The following is a 22414-nucleotide window of genomic DNA, read 5'->3' as shown; positions in this document are numbered from 1 at the left end:
GCTGCTATTGCCGTCTATAAGGTTGCAATCTGCTGTAAATTGGCTTTCATATCATTTCCGGTTACACCGGAATGATGTTGACTGTTGACTGTTGACTGTTGACGGTTGACTGTTGACAGTGAACAGTCAACCGTCAAGAGTGAACTCGAATTTACTATTCCGATTTTGAGACGTAGGGCATACCTCAGTAGCTTCTGGACCTAGAGTAAGACCAAGTAAAGGCACTGCTTTTACTTGGCATCAAGCTGTGAAGGAAGAATCCCCCGTCAAGCTACGTTATGACGGGGGAGTGTCAACTACCAGAATTAATCCCAAGGCGCTTTTGTTGTGAATCGTTGAGTTGCTGGCGGCCTAAGCTGTCAACCATCAACCAGTGGAGGCGGTCAATTCTATTTCTTTAGCCCAAGGTATTGCTGCCAAAATATAGTAGATGTTATCTCCTGGGCAGCACTTTTCCATTTTTCCCTTACGGATGACCATTCATTACTACCTTCAGCAGCAACTTTAAACCACCTAGTCAAAAGGTTAGTACCAGCTACTTTATCTACCTCATTTTGGTTGTTATAGCTTTTACTAAGCTTTACAATGCTCATGTGAAAGCTTTCTGGGTCAGTGTTTTTGATAAAATCTGGGCCTTTTAGATAGTCTTCAAAAGCTTTTACAACCATCTCTACATGATTGTAATCAAATTTTGCTAAAGCCTGAAGTATTACTTTTGTCAAATGCTCAACTGCAGCCATATATTCTGGAGAATAATGGATGGAATAAGCTATTAAATCATTGCGGATATAATAATAATTTTCCCAATTTACATTTTTGGCCGCCGCTGGTTGATGCCACACCGCCAGTGATGGAAAAGCTACAATGTTATTGCCCAACTCTTTTATTCTTAAACCAAACTCTACATCATCTATTTTGATAAATAAAGGTAGCGGTAATTTAGTTTGTTCAACGAGTTCCTTAGAAAAAGAGAAAAACCAAAATCCGCCATAATCTACATCTTCTTCCTTGAGCAACCTGTTGAGAGAATTAGAATCTCGTAAATCGATATTATAATTTAAAGCAATTAATGCCCCAGGTCCAAATCCTCTAGTTTTAGAATAGGCGTTGTACGATGCTCCTGCTTCATACAACATATGCTTTTTTTGTAAATTTAGCAGTCCACCCGCTACAGCAAAATCCGAATTGGCGTATTCATACAAAGGAAATAATTTATAAATACATTCACTTTCTAACTCTATATCATCATCCATAAGCAAAAAGTGAGAATATTTTTCTTCCTCTAAAGCTTCCACCAACCCTCTGGTAAAGCCCCCGCTTCCACCAGCATTTATATTAGGAACTAGCCTCAGTTTTGGCTTTCCGAAATCAGCTTCATCTAAAGTTCTACCATTATCAACCACGAATACTTTAAAGTCCTTGGTTTCTAGCAATTCATCTTGAAAAATTGCACTTAATGTATTTTGTATGAAGTCCTCTTTTTTAAAGGTGCAAATTACAATCCCCAAGGATGCTTCTCTAGTTTTACTTTGATCTGTTGCTATCCAGGCCCCTTTAAATTCACCCTGTTCACTAGAACAAGTTATTTCAAAATATATTCTGCCCGCTTTTTTACCTTGAAGGAGATTTATTGGTGAGATTTTTACCGGATCAGAGAATTGACATTTCTCAAAGCTCTCTTCAGAAATAATTTCTTTGTTTTTTTGTCCATCAAATTCTCGGTAAACAGAAACTTTAAAATCGCCTTCAAGTTTCAGCACATAGTAGATAGAGCTAAGAGTTGTATATTGAGTATAATATCTCTCGTAAAACGAATTAAAGTAAGAATTTGAGGAGACAACACCACCCCGAGATAAAACAACTTTTTTGTCATCTTCCTGGTAGCTTATAGAGGCAGATTCATTACACCGTATATATACATCCGAGGCCTCGACTGATTTTGGTAGCTTAATTCCAGCTAATATATTCATGTAATATCTCCCTCTTCTTGTAGTAGACTTAGTTATTTTATTTGACTGATGTTAATCAGTCTTAGCTTAAGAGTAATTTGTGCATAGGTTCTAGTACCTCCTCCTTTAGGCATAACTCCTATGACATTTTTTTAAGTCGTGGATAAAGGGATTGATATCGAAACCAAGCCTCTTCTAGGATTGGATCAACTGATTGGGGAGTGGCAGCAAGCATTGGTGTGGCTGCCAGTTTGATGGTGTCATTAGCATCTGCGTATACGCCAATTCCGATACCCGCCAGTAGAGCAGCACCACGTCCGGAAGCCGCAGCAACTGTAGTTGAATAGAGGGGTATTCTCAATACATCGGTCAGTAATTGTTTCCAAGGCATTTCTGCAGTTCCACCGCCTGCTAAACGCAGTTCTGTCGCTTTAAAACCTGTTGCTTCAAGTGCCTCAAAACCTTGTCGCAAAGCAAAAGCAACTCCCTCTAAAGCTGCCCTCATCAGGTGCGCCTGTGTGTGATGAAGTCCCAGCCCCACCCATGCCCCGCGTACATAGGGGTCGAGGTGTGGAGTTCGCTCACCCGTGAGGTACGGCAAAAATGTCAACCCTTCACATCCTGGGGGAACAGAAAACGCTTTAGTATAGACTTCCTGCCAGCTCAAGCCGAGGATACCTCGCACCCACTCAAGCGCTAAGCCGGCATTTTGCATGGCTGCAAGGCTGTACCACTGGTTAGGTACGGCGGCTCGATAGAGATGGGTACGACCATGACGATCGATAATTGGTTGCGATCGAGGTGTAATGATTTGAGCGCCTGTGCCGATCGTTAGTTGAACCAATCCAGGCTCTAGTAGTCCGTTACCAAGTGCAGCCGCTGCGGTATCCGCAGCACCAGCGATCACCGGTAAGCCAACAGGTAAGCCGAGATGCTCTGAAGCAATAGTTGTTAGGTAGCCGGAGATCGCACTAGAGGGGATAATTTTTGGTAACCAATCACCACGTAGATTCAGCGCCCCAATTGCTTCCCCAGCCCAGTTGTCCGACACAATATCGTAAAGCAAAGTACCGCTAGCATCAGATGGTTCGGTTGCAACTTCTCCAGTCAGCCGTAACCGCAGCCAATCTTTTGGCTGAAGCGCCCAACGCGCTTCGGTGTAGACAGTAGCCTCGTTTTCTCGTAGCCACAACAAAGTTGGACCAGCCATTCCAGCCGTAATCGGGTTGCCCAAGCGCTCTAGAATAGCTGCATCGAGCGAATGATAAGTGTTAAGCGTGGCACTAGAGCGAGTATCTGCCCAGAGGATAGCAGGGCGCAGGGGCTGACCCGACTCCGAAGCTAGGACAACGCCGTGCATTTGTCCTGAAAGTGCGATCGCCTCTACCCGATCGGCGCGATCTCCCACTGCCTTCCTAACAGCCGAGGCAACAGCTAACCACCAATCTTCTGGTTCCGACTCAGCCCATCCTGGGTGGGGTGAATGAACAGGATAAGAGCTTGATGCTTCACCTATAGTGGTTCCGTCTGTCGCTAGGAGCAATGCCTTAGCAGAGCCTGTTCCTAAATCTATACCAAGCAGCATGATAGCTAATCCTCAAATCATTCAGTGTCTCAGCAAACGGGCGATCGCTTTTACCAATTCCTCAGGTTCAACAGGCTTGGATACATGGATCTGAAATCCGGCAGCTAAGGCTTGCTGCTGATTGATCTCTCCAGCATAGGCAGTAAGTGCGATCGCAGGAACCGTGCCTCCCTGTTGGGGCGACCACTTTCTAATTTGCCGAATCAGGGCATAGCCATCCATCTCTGGCATTCCAATGTCACATAAGAGCAGATCGGGGACAGATTGATTCAGGAGGGCCAACGCCTGTACCCCCGAAGCGGCTGTCGTAACTTGTGCGCCAGATTGCATCAGGGTGAATGCTGCCAACTCCCGCATATCTGCATCGTCGTCCACAACCAAGACCCGAACACCTGCTAAGTCGTCTGCCGCACTTTCTGCGTGCCTGTCATCAGAAGAGGGTTCCGGCTCTACGATGTTTATCGGTAGCCGGATGGTAAATGTAGCCCCTAAGTTCTGTCCTAAGCTGTCTGCTTGAACGGTTCCTCCATGCAGTTCGGTAAAATGACGGACGATCGCCAGCCCTAATCCCAATCCGCCGAATTGTCGGGTTATTGTACCATCTTCTTGACGGAAGTAGTCAAACACATGGGGTAAGAAGTCTCGTTTGATGCCTTTTCCAGTATCTTTGACTTGAATCTGAGCGTACATACCAACCTGCTCTAGTTGCACCTCGATGCGTCCTCCGGTTGGGGTGAACTTGACAGCGTTGGAAAGCAGGTTCCAGACTACTTGTTGGAGGCGATTGGTATCGCCTGAAACCGTTCCTGAAATAGGATTAAATGTGGTCTGGATTTGAATGTGTTTGGCTTCGGCTGCCAGTCGTACCGTTTCTAGGGCAGCCTCAATCATTGCCGCTAGATTCACAGGAGCAACGTTTAACGTCATTTTTCCTTGCAGAATGCGCGAGACATCCAACAAGTCCTCAATTAATTGCGCTTGCAGCTTGGCGTTGCGTTCGATTGTTTCCAGCGCTTGCTGCGTTTTTGTGCCATCTAATCGCCCACCTCGTAGCAATTTTGTCCAGCCCAGAATCGGATTGAGGGGCGATCGCAACTCGTGGGACAACACCGCCAAGAATTCATCTTTAATTCGGTTAGCGGCTTCTGCTTTGGCGCGATCGCGTTGAGCCGCCCGGTACAACTGAGCATTGTCGATCGCCAAGGAAGCACGACGAGCCAATTCCTCTGCCTGTTGCAAATCTGCCGGGGTGTACTGTCGTCCAGATTCGGCGGAGATAAAGGAAATGACCCCTAGAATTCGTGCCTGAGTTCGTAGTGGCACCGTCATTACCGATTTGAATCCAACCTGCCGCAGAATCTCTAAATGCTCTGAGTCACGCGCTGCCTGTACCAACAGTTCATCGGGAATCTCCGGCACCAAATCAGGTTGTCCAGTTCGCAGTGTAAATGCAGCACCGCGAGGGTCATCCGGGTTCATAGGATACTTATCTCTAATCTGATGTGCCCATTCCAGTTTGGCAGGGTCAACGTGAGCCACTGCAATCTGCTCGATCGCACCATCCTCTTCTATCATGTGGACCGTACACCAGTCCGCTAATTCCGGCACTGTAAGCTGCGCGACTCGCTCTAGAGTCGTTTGATAATCGAGTGAGGATGCCAGCACCGTACTTGCCTCAGAGAGAAAGCGTTGGGCAAGCTCTAATCTGACGCGCTCAGTCACATCGACTACATAAACTAAAACCCCTTCAACCTGAGCATTTGAGTTAACAGTCGGAAGATAGTAAACGTTGTAGTAACCGGGACGGCGATCGCTGCGTCCGGGAACATTCACCGCAAAGTTGGGTGAAGTGAAGGGATTTCCTGTGGTGTAGATCTGATCAAAGACTTCAACTAATTGAGGATCGGATTGACCAAAAAGTTCTGGAATTGAATAGCCTAAGTGTTGCTCGCGGGTTAATCCATTAATTTCTGCTAATGCTTCGTTAATAGCAATAAATCGCTGCTGGGCATCTAACAGGGCAAGTCCAACCGGAGACGTGTCAAAAATAGTTGCCAGTTGGCGCTGTGCGGCTTCTGCCTGAGAACGGGAAATACGTTCGCGCTCTAACAGTTGTTCTCGTTCTTGTTCGGCATACTTGCGCTCTGTCACATCCAGCACCAGCGATAACACCGAAATCATCCGTCCCGATTCGTCCCTGAGACTGGAGTTATACCACTCGCAATGCACAATGTTGCGATCGTTGGTGTAATTGCGGTTGTATGAAAAAATATGGGGTTCTTCACCATAGACCAGCCGTTGGCAGACTTCAGCAACCGTTTCCAAGTCTTCCTCAAAGACAAAAGGTATCTCGGTTAAAGATTTGCCCAGGATTTCTTCGGCTTTCCAGCCCAAAATGCGCTCTGCACCAACAGACCACCGAATGACTCGAAAGTCTCGATCCCATTCAACCACTGCCATTGGAGAGTTTTCAACATGGAAGTTGAGCTTTTGTAGGGCTTGACGCAACGCCTCTTCCGCTTGCTTGCGTTCTGTGATATTTATGACGACACCAATCGAGTGCTTGGGATTTCCCTGAACATCATAAGTAAACTGTCCTCTGGCTTCGACCCAGTGAATGGAGCCATCTAACCAACGCAGGCGATATTCATGGTGAAACTCCTTGTTGTCAGCTATGGCTTGCTGATATTTCGCCTCAGCTTCTGCTAAGTCATCGGGATGAACCCGGCTTGCCCAAACTTCATAGCTGGGTTCGCACTCATTCGGTTGCAAACCCAGCACCGTAAAGTGTCCTTCTGACCAAAGCAAGGCATCGGTCTGCATGTCCGAGTCCCACGTTCCCATGCGTCCGACCTTGAGCGCGAGTTGCAGGTGAGCTTCACTTTCTCGCAATTCCTCTTCCGCCCGCTCCCGCTCCACGGCTAGCCAGGTTTTTTGAGCAATTCGCTCCATCAGCACCACATCTTCCTCCGTCCAGTGGCGAACAGAGGCATGGTGCAATACCAACAATGCCACAAATCGCCCTTCTTTCACTAAGGGAACACACAGGAGAGATTTGGTTTGAATTGCGTCAAAGGTAGCAGCCCCCGATCCAGCAGTCCGAGGATCGCGATCGACATCATCTACGACAATAGTTTTGCCCTGCTTTAATTCAGCAATGAGTTCACGACCAAACGAATCCATGTGATGGCTACCCACCACGCTGATGACACCATTGCAATAGTCGCGATCGACAATGACGTATTCCTGAGTAGAATCAATTTCGCCGTAGGTACAGCGAGTGACTTGGAAATGTTGCCCTGTGGAACAAACCACTTGCCACATAATTTCCTGGGAGTCTTGAATGGCACGAATCGCATCATTCAATTCGATTAGGAATTGCTGCTGTCTCTCCTTGTGCTGAAGTTCTGCCAGTAATTCCTCAATTTGTTGCCTTGCCCGCACCTGGGCTGTCACTTCAATGTTGTAAATCAACACACCCTGAATGGTTCTCTCAGCATCCCGCCAAGCCGCAAAGATGCAGTGGAAAAATGCTTCTTCCAACACCCCATCGCCGTTCCGATCCCAGTAAGTAGGTGACTCCTCCCGAATAAATGTTTCTCCCGTTCGATAAACCTGTTCAAGCACGTCAAAGTAAATTTGTCCCTCTAACTCCGGGAAAACCTGCCGCAGTGGTTGACCAATGATGTCTAGAGTGCGTCCAGTCCCTTGCAGATAGCTTGGATTGGCAAATTCATACACAAGATCGGCACCTTTAACAATGGCAATCATGGCAGGCAATTGCATCAGGATGTCATGCAACCGCTTGCGTTCGGTTTCGGCTTCGAGTCGGGCAGTTTGTTCTCGTTTTAAAAGGCGATCGCGTTCTGCTTCGATCAGTTTGCGTTCTGTAATATCAACCGAAACGCCAATCATGCGAACTCCTTGCCCCGTCTCATCCCGATAGACTTGCCCCTGACTGTTGAGCCAGCGCACAACGCCGTCTGGACAAATTACCCGATACTCCGGTGCGTAGGGCTGTTCTCCAGCCAATGCCCCTACCGTCGCTTGGAGCACCTGTTGTCGATCGTCTGGATGAATGAGCGCAACAAACTCTTCTCCCGTCCCTTCATAAAGACCCCAAACTTCTAGAGCATTAGCAGAACACACCACTCGATTGCTCTGCAAATCCATATCCCAGACAAACATCTGAGCCGCTGTCAGTGCTAATCGCAAGCGTTGTTCGCTCTCTCGTAATGCCTGTTCAACTTGTTTGTAATCGGTCACATCACGAGTAATCCCCAGTACCGTTTCTACGGAGCCATCGGGAGCAAATTCAGGGACAATACGCGACTGATACCATCGAATACCGTAAGAAGTCGGAAACTTAAATTCAATCGCCTGTTCGGAGCCGGTTTCAAACACTTGCTGCAAACTCTCATGCCAAACGCGATAGTTGTCTTCTGGAATTCCTAGCTCGGCATTAGTCTTGCCGAGAAATTGCTCTGATGGAATACCTGTTGCCAGTTCTATAGAAGGGCTGACATAAAGATGGCGAAACTCTGCATCAATTCGGCTAATAATATCCGGCGCATTTTCAGCCACCATTTTGAACTGTTGCTCTCGCTGCCGCAGTTCTAATTCCAAGCGTTTGCGCTCTCTTAAGTCGATTAAGAAGCCTACACCTAAATTGTTGGGCCCTCCTAAATAGGCAGTCCCAATTAAAACTGGAACGCGAGTACCATCTTTACGAATGTATTCTTTCTCAAACGGCGCATGGCGACCAACTTGTTTCATCTGTGCCATTGCTTGCTCGTCTAAATGCCGAAACTCTGGTGGAGTAATCTCCAGGAAGTTTACCTCTCCCGATAAAACTTCTTCTCGCGTGTAGCCTAAAGTTGCTAACCAAGCATCGTTGACTTCCAGAATATTGCCTTGAAAATCGCCAATAATAATGCCAATGAGATTTGCTTCAAATAAACCTCGTAGCTGCCATTCACTCTCGCGTAAGGCTTGCTCTACACGTTTGCGTTCGCTCACGTCTTGGAAGACAACAACGGCTGCAACAATCTGCCCCTGGTTATCTAAAATTGGTGCTGAGTTGACGTTAATGAAAATGCGGCTACCATCATTTCGATGAATTTCTATCTCTTCGTTGGTAACGACTTCACCTGTTTTTAGCGAGCGCACCAATGGATACTCATGAGGCGAATAGAGTTGACCATCTAAGTGAAAGATTTCACTTGGAATAATGGGTGCATATTCCTCAATAGCAAGCAACTGTTCGTAGCCATACCCAACAATTTGCTTGGTTTGTTCGTTCGCCAGAACTAATTTACCGGATGCCGCATCGGCAATCATGACTCCAGCAGGCATTTGTCGCAAAACGGCTTCAAATCGGGCGCGTTCAATTTCCAGCTCGTGCAACAACCGTTCTCGTTCTGCCTCCGCAAGCTTGCTAGCGCTCACATCTCGAAAATAAACTGCTACACCCTCCGCAGAGGGATAGGCATTCGCCTCTAACCAACGCTGAACCGGTTCCCCAAATTCTTCCCAGGAAACAGGAACCTGTTCCATCACTGCCCGATGTAGTTCCCGATCGGCAATTCCACCGACCAACTCAGGAAAAACCTCGTTCCAAACGTGCTTTCCCACTAGCTCTTCGGGCGTTTTGTGCAGGATTTTCGCCGCCGCCCGATTCACGTAGGTGTAGCGCCAGTCGCGATCGAAGGCGACAAAAGCATCCGTAATGCTTTCAAGAATCGTTGCTACCTTGCCCTCAGTTTCTTGGGCACAGAACAACTCTTCGCTCTCAAGAGTGCGGGCAAAGCGTTCGATGACTTCAGAGCGAGAAATTCCTCGCCTGTTAGCCTCTTTATCGAGCGATCGCCATGCTGTATTGGTAAGAGATACGCTCACTCGTTGTTTCGTCTCCGAGTTCCAATTGCTAACAAACTTGCCTGTGGCGTCGCGCTTCATGAATATCCATCCGTAGGCATACACGGTCTTCTCTATTGAACCTGAGTTACTCGCTCAGAAGAATCCGCCTTAAGATAGATGCTTTGGCGAGAGGGAAGATAGGAAAGAATGACCTCAATAAATATTGCGCTGTACTGGCTGCTGAATTTCCCTTTGCACTCGTAGACATAGAGCTGGGCTAGACGGGAGAATCCCACGGCTTTAACGTAGTGCAGCCGTGGCAGTGTCAAATAAGTTTCCTCACGGATGCGGATGGTGCCTACGACAATCGGGCTAGCGTTCCTTTAGCACCGAACTCATGCAAACTACGCAACTGGTCACCAACAGCCTCAACGAAACGTGGTGACTCGACTAAATCTCCAAAAATTTCAGTGAGGCCCAGTAATGGTCTGGGATCTAATTGACTCAAACTGGCGCGTTGAGTCAGGATGTCTGCTAATGGGTCATCAATGGGAATAGGTTGCCCTTGTTCATCATGACTATTGATGTATCGACACCAAGCAGCAATCGTCAAACTTAGATAATCGATCGCACCTTCAAGCTGTAATTTATCGCGGAGCGATCCCAAAACAAACTTAGGAATTTTGGCCGATCCATTCAGGCAAAGGCGCGGAAGCTGATCGCGAATTTTGGGATTGGAAAACCGTTCTATTAAAGTTTTTTTATAATCGTCTAAATCAATCCCAGGAACGGGTTGGAGTGTTGGTGTCACCTCATCCATGAGGTTAGCGACTGCTTGCTGAAACAAGGGATCGGCCATGACTTCATAAACGTAGGTATAACCTGCAACAGAGCCGAGATAGCCAATCAGCATATGGCTGGCATTGAGCAGCCGAATTTTCATCATTTCATAGGGATGAACATTCTTAGTCATCTGTACGCCAACGGATTCCCAATCGGGTCTGCCTGCACAAAAGGTATCTTCGATTACCCACTGGGTGAAAGGCTCCGCGACGCATGGAAAAGCATCATCAATACCAAACTGTTGGGCCACCATTTTGATATCTGCTGGGGTTGTCAGCGGAGTAATGCGATCGACCATGCAGTTGGGAAACGCAACGTGTTCAGCAATCCAACGTCCTAACTCGGGATCGCCCATTTCGGCAAATGTTGTTAGCATTTTCCGCACCATGTTGCCGTTGCCCTGGATATTGTCGCAGGACAACACTGTAAACGGTGCCAACCCCTGTTTACGCCGCTTTTCGAGTGCGGCTGTCAAAAAACCGTAGGTTCCAATTGGTTGGTCAGGATGTTGCAAATCGTGCTGCATCGTCGGATGGTTTACATCAAAATTGCCACTTCCTTCAATGTAGTAGTAGCCGCTTTCAGTGATCGTTAGAGTAACAATTCGGCATTTGGGATCTGCTAATGCTTCAATAACTGCTTGACGATTGTCTGGTGCAAACAGGTATCGAGTGATTGAGCCAATGATTCGAGCGGGGTCTCCTTCTAGCGATCGCTCAACTAAGGTATACAAACAATCTTGGGACAGCAGCGCATCCCGCATACGCCTGTCATAGTCATTGTCCAGCAATCCAACACCACAAATTCCCCAATCACTACCAGGATTCTGATGGAAATAATTATCAAGATAGAGCGCTTGGTGCGATCGATGAAATCCACCCACCCCAATATGCACAATTCCATTAGTAATTTGATGGCGATCGTACTTGGGTACGCGCACGTTTCCAGGTAAAAGAGACAGGGATGCTTGATTCAGCTTGATTGTTGAGCCTGTGCTGGTATTGCTGTTCATCAGAAAAATGGGTTTGAAACCCCGTCCTTTTAGGACGGCTTTACAGTTCGCCATGAGTTGTAAGCCAGAAACTTACAATCTGTGGGCTTTGCGTTTTGACACAGGCGTTTTCCTGTACCAAGACTGTGCAGGAAGACAGCGAGATTTTTTAGAATCTTCGCCACCTACGTAACACTTTCCATACTTAGGATGCTTGACAATCCCCCCGCGCTTCAATCCTTGTGACATGGAGCCACCGTAAGGACGGCGATATCCGTTTTTCCCAGGGTTAAAAACGTGCAATTGTCTGCGATAAATGCGGATGGGCTTACATTCCATCACCACCATATTTTTTGGTGATATATCGCCACCTACCAACAGGTAAGCTAGCACCCAAGAATCGACACAATGGGCATAAAAAACATTGGATAACTTGACCTTAGATTTTTTTAGACCTAATTTTTGACGAGTTAAGTAGGTCTCGGTATAGCCATCAAATTGGGTGACAGGTGCAATTATTTCCAACTCGGAATAACACCATTTTTTGCCAACTTCTAAGGGCGAAAATGACTTGTTCCATTTGCGACAACCTTTTTTGGTCAATGCTTTTACATTCTCAATTCCAATGTCTGAGATAGGAAAGATGGTATCAAAAACTTTGACTACTCGGATTTTGAATTGCCAACGCGCCTTAGTGCTTGGAGGAATCCCGCCACGCTTACGGTTTTTACGAGGTTGGCGACAAGGTGTTTTTCGATTGCGCCTTGCACGTCTGGCGTTTGTACTTGTCTCCTCAGCCTCTTTGACCCAATCAACAGCATGAAACTGCTGATTTAAGTAGGTATGAGCTTTTGATTTGACTGTGTACCCCTCACGTTTAGAACCCGGATCGATTCCAACTGCTACAGGTTGAGTATGACGATTTGAAGGTTCAACGTTTAAGCGAACACAAAAGATCCCTTTACGGAAAAATGGTGTTGCTTTTCCAGATTTAATCCAACGTTCTGCCCTTGCGGGTGTTGTTGGCATTAAAGGACGTTGCTCAAAATCCACTACAGGAACATATTGCATGGTGTTTGTTTGGCGATAAGCCTAACTGTTTAATTTCCTTCGACTTTGACTAACGGAGTGGTTACGGGTTAGGAAGAGCGCCTGTAACGTCCAATGAAAGTGCCACATAAGAGTTAGTTCAAATTGGTTTCTCAACCGTTGTCTAGTCCTACTTGCGCTTGTTTTCTACCTATGGCTTGGTTTCCTTACAAGCCCCATCCCTTTAGGGTGGGGTTAGTGACCTTAATTTATGACCTTGTGATGACCGCTTATTATGAGTATTGCAGGATGGGTGAAAAAGGTGGAGTCAATTTTGGCGGCTCTGCATGGCAAGTCGATCGCATGACCGAGCTCCGATGAAGTTGTCGCCCGAGCTATTCTTGACAAAATCTAATTTTTTACACACCGAGCTAAGGGCATCAAGCAATCGCCTGATACTCCGTGTTTTTACACTGGGGTTGCTGATAATAGACCGATTAGATCGTCCATCCGCTCGATAACTTGGTGGGCACCAGCCGACACAAGACCATCTGCACGGCTGCTTCGTTCATCCTCGCTTATATGAGTTCCCCCTACATAACCGATAATCTGCCCAATTCCAGCAGCAACCGCAGCCCTTACCCCACTGACAGAATCTTCAATTGCCACGCAACCCGAAACTTCTGCGTCCAGACACTTCACTGCATGTAGGTAGATGTCAGGAAGCGGTTTGGGACGCGGAACAGGGAGAGAGTCGTGAGCACTAAATACCTGCTCGCTTGGGAAAAAGTCGGTCAGGGCAGCAGCAGTAAGGCAAGCACTCAGCCGCTGCAAGCTGCTGTTACTTACAAGTGCATATTCAAATCCGTCGTCGCGCAGGGAAGACAGCACTTGCGGCGTTCCGACCGTCGCTTTTGCCTCTACAGTAAGCCGTTCAATCGCTCTCTTTTCTTCTTCAGCCACTAGCCTGTCAATATCGCGCTCATTAAGACTGGTTAATGAGTCTGGGTAGATCTTTTTGAGTATTTCCCTGTAGGGTTTCCCGGCGAAGCTTTTAACAAAGTCCTCAAGTTCATAGTGTTGAGCGCCAGGGAACTCACGAGCCACTTCATTTGTCAGTCTCCAGGCGCTCTTAAGTGCTATGGTTTCACTGTCAACGACAGTTCCGTCATGATCGAAAAGCACCACCAAATCATGCTGAAGCGCTTTCATTTAAAAGACCTCCCTCACTGTAATTTTTAAGCGTAGTTAATAGTCCGTGGGTCTGGAGATCTCGCAAAGCTTGGAGGCATTCATTATCTACGACCTGTGTCTGTTCGCAATTCTCCAATCCCAGAATCCCGCTAATCACTGCGCCTTCTTGAATTGCTGTAATTGCGCTTTGGGTATCCTTGGCCTGATAGGGTTGACCAGACTCGCACGCCTCTTCTCTGACTGCAAGCAGCCACGCCGCAACGGGAAGTATAATCCGCTTCATGCTGACCTTTCGGCTATAAGCATCCTGAAGTATCGGAAATATATACTTGCCTACTTTTCTACAGGTTTCTGAAGAGATTCTCTCAGTAGTATCGGGAAGAGCCTCGTTACTGAGCCTTAGTAACACCTGCTCCATATATTGTTCGCACATCTCGCGAGGCACTGGTGTTGCTGCTGCGATATCGTCCATGAGAAGCCGAGTAAACAACTGGAATTCCGGTACCGCGATCGCCTCGTGCATATACTCTATACCTGCTCTTACAGCTAAACAGGCTATGAAAGAGTGTACTGCATTCAAGAATCTCGACTTCATATAGAGGAAGGGAGTGATGTCGCTAGTCATAATCACCCCCGTCTCTTCCCACTTGGGTCGATCGCCTGTGAAGTTGTCTTCCACGACAAACTGCCAAAATGGTTCCGTTACAATGGGTGCGCGATCGCGAACTTGCAACAGTCTGCTGGGGTAGTTATAGTCGGATTCTTGCTCTTGAGGCACAATCCTGTCTACAACCGAATTAGGGAACGTGGCGTTATCCCTGATGTATTCTGCAAGCTGAGGATCGATCTCTTCAGCGTAAGCTAGCACTGCTTTTCGCAGGATCTCCCCGTTTCTTGGGAGGTTGTCGCAAGAAAGGGTGGTGAACGGAGTCATTGAGCGATCGCGTCGTCGGCGTAGCGCCTCTACTATAAAGCCAATTGCAGTTGTTGGAGTGGAAGGATTTCGCAGATCGTGCGCGATGTCTTCATGCGTTGTGTCGAGATTAAAATTCTTGTCTAGATGGTACCCTCCTTGAGTAATAGTAAGAGTCACCAGATGCACAGAGGGAGACGCCATCTTTTCAAGCACATACTCGCACTTCTCTCTACCATTAACTATTTCCCTGATAGAACCTATAACTTCCGCTTCCTCACGATTTTGAGCGCAACTAGAGTGTTTGGTCAAAGTGTAAAGGAATCTCTGGGGTTTCAACCTAGTAATGGTCTGTTGACTCTTGAGGCTAACCCCACAAATCCCCCATCTCTGCTCTTGGAAACCCTTCTGTGCAAGATAGTTATGTATTATGTAGGCAAGGTGACCCCTAAAAAAACGACCTGGCCCGAAATGGACGATACCAGTCTTCAGCGCCCTCCTGTCGTAAAGAGACTGTTGCCTCCACAAACCAGTTACAGTACTGAAGCGAGAGCTTGAAGAAACACTGGGCGGTCTGAGTAAGTTAACCATGATACTTCTTAAATAAGTGTGATCGGGTAAAAGGAAAATTTGTCAGTCTGGGTATACCCAATGACCTACAAGCAACACAAATGTCTTAAACTGCGAAAATGTCGGGTAACCTTTGTGCCATCTACAAAGAAGCGTATTACCAGATGGTAGTTAGGGTGTGACAGATAGAGCAGAGAAAGAAAAAATCAGGTAAACCTAATTAAGAATCAAAGCTCAATTGGTCATTAACCTGAAGTAAGGCACAAGACTACGCCACCTACTGCAACTTTGTTCAACTTTGGCAAGTGCGTAAGCCGAATGTATGTCCTATAAGGCCCAAAAAGAGTGCTTTTTATTCTGGCTTTAGATTCCCCCATAACTCTGTAGACTTTGATGTTATTTCCCTTGGTCGCTGCTCTCCTCCTTTTTCAGGAGAATCTACAAACAATTCTTTATAGGTACTTATAACAACAGGGTAATTAGGGTCTGACAGGTAGAACAGAGAAAGAAGAAATCAGGTAAACTTAATTAATTAAGAATCAAAGCTCAATTGGTCATTAACCTGAAGTAAGGCACAAGACTACGCCACATACTGCCACTTTGTTTAGCTTGGACAAGTGGATAAGTCGAATGTCTTTCCTATCAGGCGCTAGACTGCTTTTAAATTATGCCCTTAGATTACCTAATAGCTCTGTACACCTTGTATATTATTGGCGTTGGTCGCTGCTATCATCTGTCTTCAGGAGAATATACAAATAATTCTTTAGAGGGACTTATAACGACAATCAAGTGTATACTTCGTTACAACCAGTTAAGTTAGAGTTTGGCGTTTGTGTAGCAAGCGTCCAAAAAACAACGCTTGCCTTGAAAAGTCCTGTCTGTAGCGGCTGGCTGATACAGCATTGCAAGGCCGTTTCAGTGTGTCCATAAATTTTTAAAGTTTCCTCACTCACAACTGGGATCTGCACTCCTCTTGAGCAAATCCTCCACAGACACCTGACAATCTGGAAATGCCAAAGGTGGGATTAAATCCGACTCTGCCAACACAAGCGGGCTAGCATAACACTCTGCCCCTGGCTCCGAAAACACATACAATCGACGGGCATTGATATCTAGAATCCAAATACTCCCTGATTCCTGACCGAGCGATCGCAAGCAGGGGCTTTCAATTCCCTGTTAGTTAAGTTAGATCGCTCCGTAGATGTTGCCCGCGTGGAAGAGTTATCTTGTTTGGACGAACGGCGGGCTGACTTGAATATTTACCGCGCACTATTGAGGCGCATCAAGAGTGAACTTGCTCTACTTTCTTGAGGTAAAAGCTGACGGCAAGAGCTTCTCTAAAATTGGAATTACGACTCGACTAATTGAGGAAGGGATAGCCGCAGTGCAGCGGGATGTGAGAGTCCATTACTCAGAGGTGGCCATCAACTTGCTGGGATTGTGGGAACACCGAGGGAATGGGGAACTGTACTTCAAACACCGCTACAAAGTGTTTAATTATCGCATCGAGAAACTGACGGAGTATTTCGTGTTTCTCAATGTCAAGCGCACCCTACGGGGTTTGTTTGAAATGGAAGCAAGAGTGCTCAGTAATGTTGAGCAGCAGGCGATCGGCTTGTGCTGGGTGATGTTGAGTTGGATGTGCGGGTTCGGGGTGAGTGCGATCGTCAAACAACAACCTAGACGAACGCCACCTCCGATTTCTAATTCAACTTCAGGGAAGTGCGGAGCGTTGTTGAATGCACCCAAAAGAATGGGGACGCTCTCATTTTTCGCTTGTCAGGAAGTACCGTTCTCCACAAAAGTTTTCAGCTTTGAAGCGTTGCGAACTGCATTTCCCTCTCCGTCGTTGTTGAAGTAGACGAACACGCTTCGCCCTTGGCTTTCCCACTCGTGGATGCGATCGGCCCACCAATGCAAATCATCATCCGAGTAGGAGCCGCCGTAGAGATTGTTGGGGTCGGGGCCGTGGAGGCGCACATAGACGAATGAACCCGTTGCGCGCAGGATACAGGGGAGGAGGGCCCCGCTCATCACGCAGTAAGCCGCTCCTTCGCGTTCTAGCAGCGAAAATACCTCTTCTGTGTGCCAGCTTGGGTGTCGGAATTCCACAGCTACTTTGATCCAGGAGGGCACCTGTTCTAGAAAGTAGGCTAGGCGGGCCAAATCGCAGGCGAACTGGGGAGGAAGCTGGACGAGCAGAATACCCAGTCGATCGCCCAGGCATTCAAGTCCCTCACTCATCCGTTCCAACCACTTTTCTGGCGAGTAAAGACGCTTGGAGTGCGTTAGACCGCGGGGCGCTTTTACGGTCATCAAAAATCCTTGGGGGAGGCGCTCTCGCCAGTTAGCAAAGGTAGTGTTTGGTGGCCAGCGGTAGTAGGTGCTATTAACTTCGACGGTTTGATAGTGCTGGATATAGCAATCGAGCCTAGAGCGAGGCGGTAGCTGGTGGGGATAAAGCACACCTTCCCAATGGTCGTAACTCCAGCCTGAAGTGCCGATGTGAACAATCGAATCGGGGTTCATTATCCCTTCCATGATTCGGATCTGGAAATCGCTACTAAACAAACAAAGTCCGCGCAGGCGGACTAAGAATATGATATTTGAAAACTGGATGCGATTGAATTAGTTGGATCGATCGCTGCTACCTAGATCTGTAGCTTTTTCTACTGCTGCCTGTGCCGGCGTAACTGCTTCGCCCACGTTATCTTTTACCGATTCTATAAATCTTTTGGTACTGGGGGCAATCGGTTGGTCGAGATTCAGCTTTTCTCGGATATTGTCAAGTACACCCGTGGCATCCTTCTCTGTATCGCTTGTTGGCTGCCGAGCGGGACGGGCAACTTCGTAAGACTTAGCTTCAGGGGTTAAAGATGTAGCGAGCGCTTGCATTTTGTTGCCCGACAATTCCAATTCGGAGCTAAAAATCAGCGCTATTCCTACAGCAAAGATTATTCCTACTCGCAGGCAAATTGTAACTAAGCGCGATGTAAACTTTTTCATTGAAAAACTCTGTTTTTTCTATGACGACTGTAATATACAATAATTGCTGTTGTTGGTTTGCAAATCTATCTAAAGATAGGACTTCGTGTCAATTTATTGCGTTAACGTTCACATAAATCAACCTCAACAAAAAAGTTTTGGGCGCTGCGGCGCCAACAGGCGATCGATCGCAACTAGGAACTCAAGAAAGGTACATTTACTACTTCCCCTGACACCGATCCGACTTGCACTTTCAGTCCTTCACCGCCCGCTTTTGTGCGGATGTAAGCAAGACCAAAAAAGCCCGATTCAGTTTCCGTAAAACTGGTGAGTTTGCCGACTTTTTCCTCTCCGATAGTGACGGTTGTTCCGGGTTCAACCGCACCGCTCAACTGCACGCCCCAAAGTTGCTGTTTGACTCCTTTGTAGGTGTTCAACCGGGCAATTGTTTCTTGACCGATGTAGCAGCCTTTGTCATAGGTAATCGTGTGTAAAAGGCGGGCTTCTAAGGGGTTGTAATCGTCTGTGAGTTCAAAATCGGGTGCGGGGCGTCCTTGTTCGATTCGCAGTTGTTCCCAAACTCGATCGCCCATCGGTACGGCCCCAGCTTTGACTAATTCCTTCCACAAGTTGGCTGCATCGCTTGCTGGCGCAATTAACGTGTATCCGGGAGTTGCTAAACCGCTACCAACCGCAACTCGAACCCCCCCTTCATCCCCCCCTTGGTAAGGGGGGGAAAGAGGGGGGGTTTTTATCAATTTGTGAGTAGCGTAAGGTTGATTTTCTAGTTCGGTAACTCCGATTTTTTCTAATAGGTGAGTGCTTTCTGGGCCGAGGAAACTGAAAGCAACAGTTGTATCGGTTAAATCTGTTAACTCGACGCGATCCATTGGGAAAATATAGCGATCGAGCAATTCCAGCAGTTGGCGGCGGCGGTTGGCTGAAACTAGCAGCAGTACGGCATCTTCTGTCGCGTAAGCGGTGGCGAGGTCGATCGTCCGGGCGGTGGAAGTCACGAAAACGGTGTCGCAACCTTGACCTGGTTTGAGTATATTGAAGTTATTGGTACTTTGATTGTGCAAGAACCGCAGTCGATCGCTATCTGAGATTTGAATGCGTCCCCAGTGAGTGCGATCGTACAAAGCCACACCTTGTTTAGTTGCCGCGAGCGCTTCTGCGTCGTTACCAAAACTCACTGGCACAATTTCTTTGGTTGTTAACTCTACAAAAGTAGCACCAGCCGCTGCTTGAATGTCGTGCAATTCTTGAATCATAAGATTTTGTTGACTGTTAACTGTTGGCTGTTGACTGATTAGTGTTGACTGATGACTGTTGACTGATGACTGTTGACTGATGACTGTTAACTGATGAGTGTTGACTGTTGACTGTTCGCTGTTGGCTGGAAAGCTCACCACTGACAACTGACAACTGTCAACTGACAACTGTCAACTGACTATTTGCCCAAATTGGCGAATATTTCTTGTATTAATTGGCTGGCTTTAGCATCAAGACGATTCCAATCTACGTCGCCAGTCTCATCATCAATCAAGCTAGTATCAATTACAACTTCTTGGCTTTGGATTTGACTGTGGGCGGGCTGGTAGTTGACAAAGCAGACTCGATAGCAAAGTTCCCAAATATCGACACATCTTTGCTCGCCTTGATTCTCTAAAATTAGTTGATAGCCCGGAATTGGAATCTGCACTTCTTGATAAGTGCCCGTCCAGACAGACCCCTCTAATTGTTTGCGGATGTTGTCGAGCACTCGGATCATCGCTGGCTGCATGAGCAGTTCAGCTTGCTGCCACGCGATCGGGCTAGTTATTTTAGGCTTCATATACACGGTTCTAAAAAAGAAAATCAATAAATTAATTTTCTAGCATTGGGTGTCAACTTTTGAGACATCCGCCACAGAATGTTAAATTTAGTCGTCACCCAATTCAACCCTCAACAGCAACAGCCGTTCTCGGCTTGAAGGCTAAAAACGGCTGAAACTGTTGATATTGAGTTATCGGATGGGTAATGTAGGATTTGAACCTACGGCATCCTGCGTGTAAAGCAGGCGCTCTACCACTGAGCTAATCACCCAATTGCACTCACCGGGATTTATCATATCACAGTAACTCAGAAAGATCAAGTAAAAAAAATCCTAAACTTTAAATGCCCTCTGGCCGCACCCACGATCAAATAACCATGTGGAGTTTGCCCTTGGTGGCAGCCCTCACCTTTGGCCAGACTCAGAGCAGCAACCTGACTTTGCTCGTTTCCGGCAGCTTCTTATTCGGCGGGCTGATGTTTGGCCCCGACTTGGATATCTACTCTTGCCAGTATCAGCGCTGGGGATGGTTCAAACCCATTTGGCTCCCATACCAAAAAAGCCTGCGCCACCGCTCTTTTTTGTCCCACGGCCCTCTAATCGGCACTGCTTTGCGAATCTTGTACCTCGCTATCTGGATCGCGGTTTTCGGAGTGCTGGGATTGGCAATTGCCGAAAAAGTCGGGAACTTAGGCGGGAATTGGCAGGATGTGGTTTTAAGTTATGGGCGATCGCTCTGGGAACACCACATCGAAATTTTAGCCGTTTACATCGGTCTAGAATTGGGCGCTATGAGCCACTATCTGAGCGATTGGGGGGGCTCTGCTTACAAAAGATTCAAAAAGAAAGGGTTGAGCGGGTTGCGCCCTCCTAAGAGAATTAAGAGACCCAAAATCAAAGCTCCCACTCGCACATCTAGCAAATCCATAGCAGAAGGAAGAAGGAAGAAGGAAGAAGGAAGAAGGAAGAAGTAAGAAGGAAGAAGGAAGAAGGAAGAAGGAAGAAGGAAGAAGTAAGAAGGAAGAAGGAAGAAGTAATAAAATTAATGGTTGGAGCCCTTAACAACGTTATAACCGTCTTGGCGGTTGATATAAAAGGTAAATTATTATGTCTAATTCTGAAAGTCGATCGCTCACAGCACTCAAAGAACTTATAGAAGTTGTGGCGAAATTGCGATCGCCAGACGGCGGATGTCCCTGGGATTTAGCCCAAACTCCCCAAACTCTAGTTCCTCACATCATAGAAGAAGCTTATGAAACCGCCGACGCGATTCGCAAAGGAGATAAAGATGCGATCGTCGAAGAATTGGGCGACTTACTGTTACAGGTAATTCTGCAAGCTCAAATTGCCAGCGAATCCAATCAGTTTACCTTCGCCGAAATCGCTGCGGGCATTACAGAAAAACTAATTCGGCGACATCCCCACGTCTTCGGCGATGTCGAACTCAACAGCGTCGATGAAGTAAACGAAAACTGGGAAAAAATCAAAGCAGCAGAAAAAGGCACGACTTCGGACAAGCCGCCAACTTTAGCCTCGAAAATGAGCCGTTATGCCAGCACTTTGCCGCCGATCGCCGCCGGGATGAAAATCTCTCAAAAAGCTGCAGAAGTGAGTTTTGATTGGGACAGTGTAGACGGCGTTTGGGAGAAATTTCACGAAGAAATGGCAGAATTTGAACACGCTCTCAAACACGAGGATAAGGCAGCGCAGCAGTCAGAATTGGGAGATATTATGTTTGTGTTGATTCAATTAGCTCGCTGGTACGATTTAGATCCGTCGGCTGCTTTGCAAGGAACAAACGATCGCTTCGTGCAGCGGTTTGCGAAGGTAGAGGCTGCGTGCGATCGACCTTTGTCAGATTATGCCCCAGAAGAGTTAGAATCTCTGTGGCAGCAAGCTAAAGCTTTAATAGCTAAACAAAAGGGCGATCGGTAATAACTCACTCCCGATCGCTATTGTTAAGAACAGGCAAGATGCCTGTTCCACAACAACTCAATATTTTGCTTGTGGGGTGGGCTTCTAGCCCGCACTATTGTTAAGAACAGGCAAGATGCCTGTTCCACAACAACTCAATATTTTGCTTGTGGGGTGGGCTTCTAGCCCGCCCTGAAAAGCTGATTAACCATACTGCCAGATGTCAGCAATCAATTACTCATAAAGCTCCGCATCGTTGTATGGGGGATGTTCGCACGCGATATATAAAGCATTTGTCGGTTCCAGGGCTTCCCCTGTCACCGGATCGATCGGCTTGAGGACAAAGCATAACAGAGAGAGCGATCGCCAATCCAAATTATCCAGCTTCCCGCGTTCGTAACGGTTGACTGTTGCGGCACTGATACCCACATCTTTGGGTACGGGTTGATTTGTAGCTGTGAACAGCGCCTCTTCATATCCCTTTGTTTTGAACTCTGTTTCGCTGACAGACCAACCTGTTGTCTGTCTTGCTGCTTTTAAAATCTTCCCCAAACGCATCCGCCCCGTTTCCGTGAAGCGAACGGGACGCAATTCCTGCTCTTTGTCTACCACAGCTTTGTTAGAGAGTCCTGACATTTTTCCCACCTACGTTAACTCTCAAACTAGCACAGCATCAATGATTGAGGGTTCACCAGCAACATCTGAGCTGAAGAAGTTTAAATTTACTCTTATTGCACTTGTGCAATAAGAGTCTGATATAGTAATA

General features: G+C 47.0%; 15 protein-coding genes and 1 tRNA gene. 3 read left to right on the top strand and 13 right to left on the bottom strand.

The window, feature by feature from the left end; genetic code table 11:
- Nucleotides 1-389: 389 nt before the first annotated feature.
- The 7 genes from QUB14_RS00790 to QUB14_RS00760 all read right to left on the bottom strand — a co-directional run bounded on the left by QUB14_RS00790 (nucleotide 390) and on the right by QUB14_RS00760 (nucleotide 14954).
- A complete protein-coding gene (locus QUB14_RS00790) occupies nucleotides 390-1970 on the bottom strand; it encodes a glycosyltransferase (RefSeq protein ID WP_333213626.1) in 1581 nt (526 codons plus the stop codon).
- Nucleotides 1971-2088: 118 nt separating this feature from the next.
- A complete protein-coding gene (gene xylB / locus QUB14_RS00785) occupies nucleotides 2089-3534 on the bottom strand; it encodes a xylulokinase (RefSeq protein WP_333213628.1) in 1446 nt (481 codons plus the stop codon).
- Nucleotides 3535-3555: 21 nt separating this feature from the next.
- Nucleotides 3556-9492 carry a PAS domain S-box protein gene (locus QUB14_RS00780; protein WP_333213630.1) on the bottom strand — a complete coding sequence of 1979 codons (5937 nt, stop codon included), beginning with the start codon at nucleotides 9490-9492 and terminating at the stop codon, nucleotides 3556-3558.
- Nucleotides 9493-9751: 259 nt separating this feature from the next.
- The gene (locus tag QUB14_RS00775; protein WP_333213632.1) at nucleotides 9752-11302 is read right to left on the bottom strand and encodes a mannitol dehydrogenase family protein; all 1551 of its coding nucleotides are present in this window, start codon (nucleotides 11300-11302) and stop codon (nucleotides 9752-9754) included.
- Between the two features lie 18 nt (nucleotides 11303-11320).
- A complete protein-coding gene (locus QUB14_RS00770; protein ID WP_333213634.1) occupies nucleotides 11321-12298 on the bottom strand; it encodes an RRXRR domain-containing protein in 978 nt (325 codons plus the stop codon).
- A gap of 426 nt (nucleotides 12299-12724) precedes the next feature.
- Nucleotides 12725-13468: an HAD family phosphatase gene (locus QUB14_RS00765; RefSeq protein ID WP_333213636.1), complete on the bottom strand. Its 744-nt coding sequence runs from the start codon at nucleotides 13466-13468 to the stop codon at nucleotides 12725-12727.
- Nucleotides 13449-14954: a mannitol dehydrogenase family protein gene (locus QUB14_RS00760; protein ID WP_333213638.1), complete on the bottom strand. Its 1506-nt coding sequence runs from the start codon at nucleotides 14952-14954 to the stop codon at nucleotides 13449-13451. The genes QUB14_RS00765 and QUB14_RS00760 overlap by 20 nt, the downstream gene beginning before the upstream one ends.
- Before the next feature lie 1267 nt (nucleotides 14955-16221).
- Here QUB14_RS00760 and QUB14_RS00755 point away from each other — a divergent pair.
- Complete coding sequence (locus QUB14_RS00755) at nucleotides 16222-16794, top strand: hypothetical protein (RefSeq protein ID WP_333213640.1); 573 nt, start codon at nucleotides 16222-16224, stop codon at nucleotides 16792-16794.
- On the opposite strand, the gene QUB14_RS00750 is transcribed toward QUB14_RS00755, so the two are convergent.
- From QUB14_RS00750 to QUB14_RS00730, 5 genes are all read right to left on the bottom strand, one after another.
- On the bottom strand, nucleotides 16713-17462 hold the full coding sequence (locus tag QUB14_RS00750) for a DUF72 domain-containing protein (protein ID WP_333213642.1): 750 nt from the start codon (nucleotides 17460-17462) through the stop codon (nucleotides 16713-16715). The two genes, QUB14_RS00755 and QUB14_RS00750, sit on opposite strands and share 82 nt — an antisense overlap.
- 99 nt (nucleotides 17463-17561) lie before the next feature.
- Complete coding sequence (locus QUB14_RS00745; RefSeq protein ID WP_333213644.1) at nucleotides 17562-17939, bottom strand: hypothetical protein; 378 nt, start codon at nucleotides 17937-17939, stop codon at nucleotides 17562-17564.
- 173 nt (nucleotides 17940-18112) lie between these two features.
- Complete coding sequence (ygfZ, locus tag QUB14_RS00740) at nucleotides 18113-19192, bottom strand: CAF17-like 4Fe-4S cluster assembly/insertion protein YgfZ (protein WP_333213893.1); 1080 nt, start codon at nucleotides 19190-19192, stop codon at nucleotides 18113-18115.
- A 179-nt stretch (nucleotides 19193-19371) separates the two neighbouring features.
- On the bottom strand, nucleotides 19372-19755 hold the full coding sequence (locus QUB14_RS00735) for a hypothetical protein (protein WP_333213646.1): 384 nt from the start codon (nucleotides 19753-19755) through the stop codon (nucleotides 19372-19374).
- 179 nt (nucleotides 19756-19934) lie between these two features.
- A tRNA-Val gene (locus QUB14_RS00730) sits at nucleotides 19935-20006 on the bottom strand.
- A 72-nt stretch (nucleotides 20007-20078) separates the two neighbouring features.
- Between QUB14_RS00730 and QUB14_RS00725 the strand changes: the two genes are divergently transcribed.
- A complete protein-coding gene (locus tag QUB14_RS00725) occupies nucleotides 20079-20708 on the top strand; it encodes a metal-binding protein (protein WP_333213648.1) in 630 nt (209 codons plus the stop codon).
- A 133-nt stretch (nucleotides 20709-20841) separates the two neighbouring features.
- Nucleotides 20842-21669, top strand: coding sequence for a nucleoside triphosphate pyrophosphohydrolase (mazG, locus tag QUB14_RS00720; RefSeq protein WP_333213650.1), 828 nt, complete (start codon nucleotides 20842-20844; stop codon nucleotides 21667-21669).
- Nucleotides 21670-21882: 213 nt separating this feature from the next.
- Here the strand turns inward: mazG and QUB14_RS00715 are convergent, their stop codons facing one another.
- The gene (locus QUB14_RS00715) at nucleotides 21883-22284 is read right to left on the bottom strand and encodes a helix-turn-helix transcriptional regulator (RefSeq protein WP_333213652.1); all 402 of its coding nucleotides are present in this window, start codon (nucleotides 22282-22284) and stop codon (nucleotides 21883-21885) included.
- Nucleotides 22285-22414: the final 130 nt, after the last annotated feature.

The sequence above is a fragment of the Microcoleus sp. B3-D2 genome, assembly GCF_036705345.1.
GTDB lineage: Bacteria > Cyanobacteriota > Cyanobacteriia > Cyanobacteriales > Microcoleaceae > Microcoleus.
The sequence above is the reverse complement of the archived record's forward strand: the minus strand, read 5'-3'. Positions and strand labels throughout refer to the sequence as shown.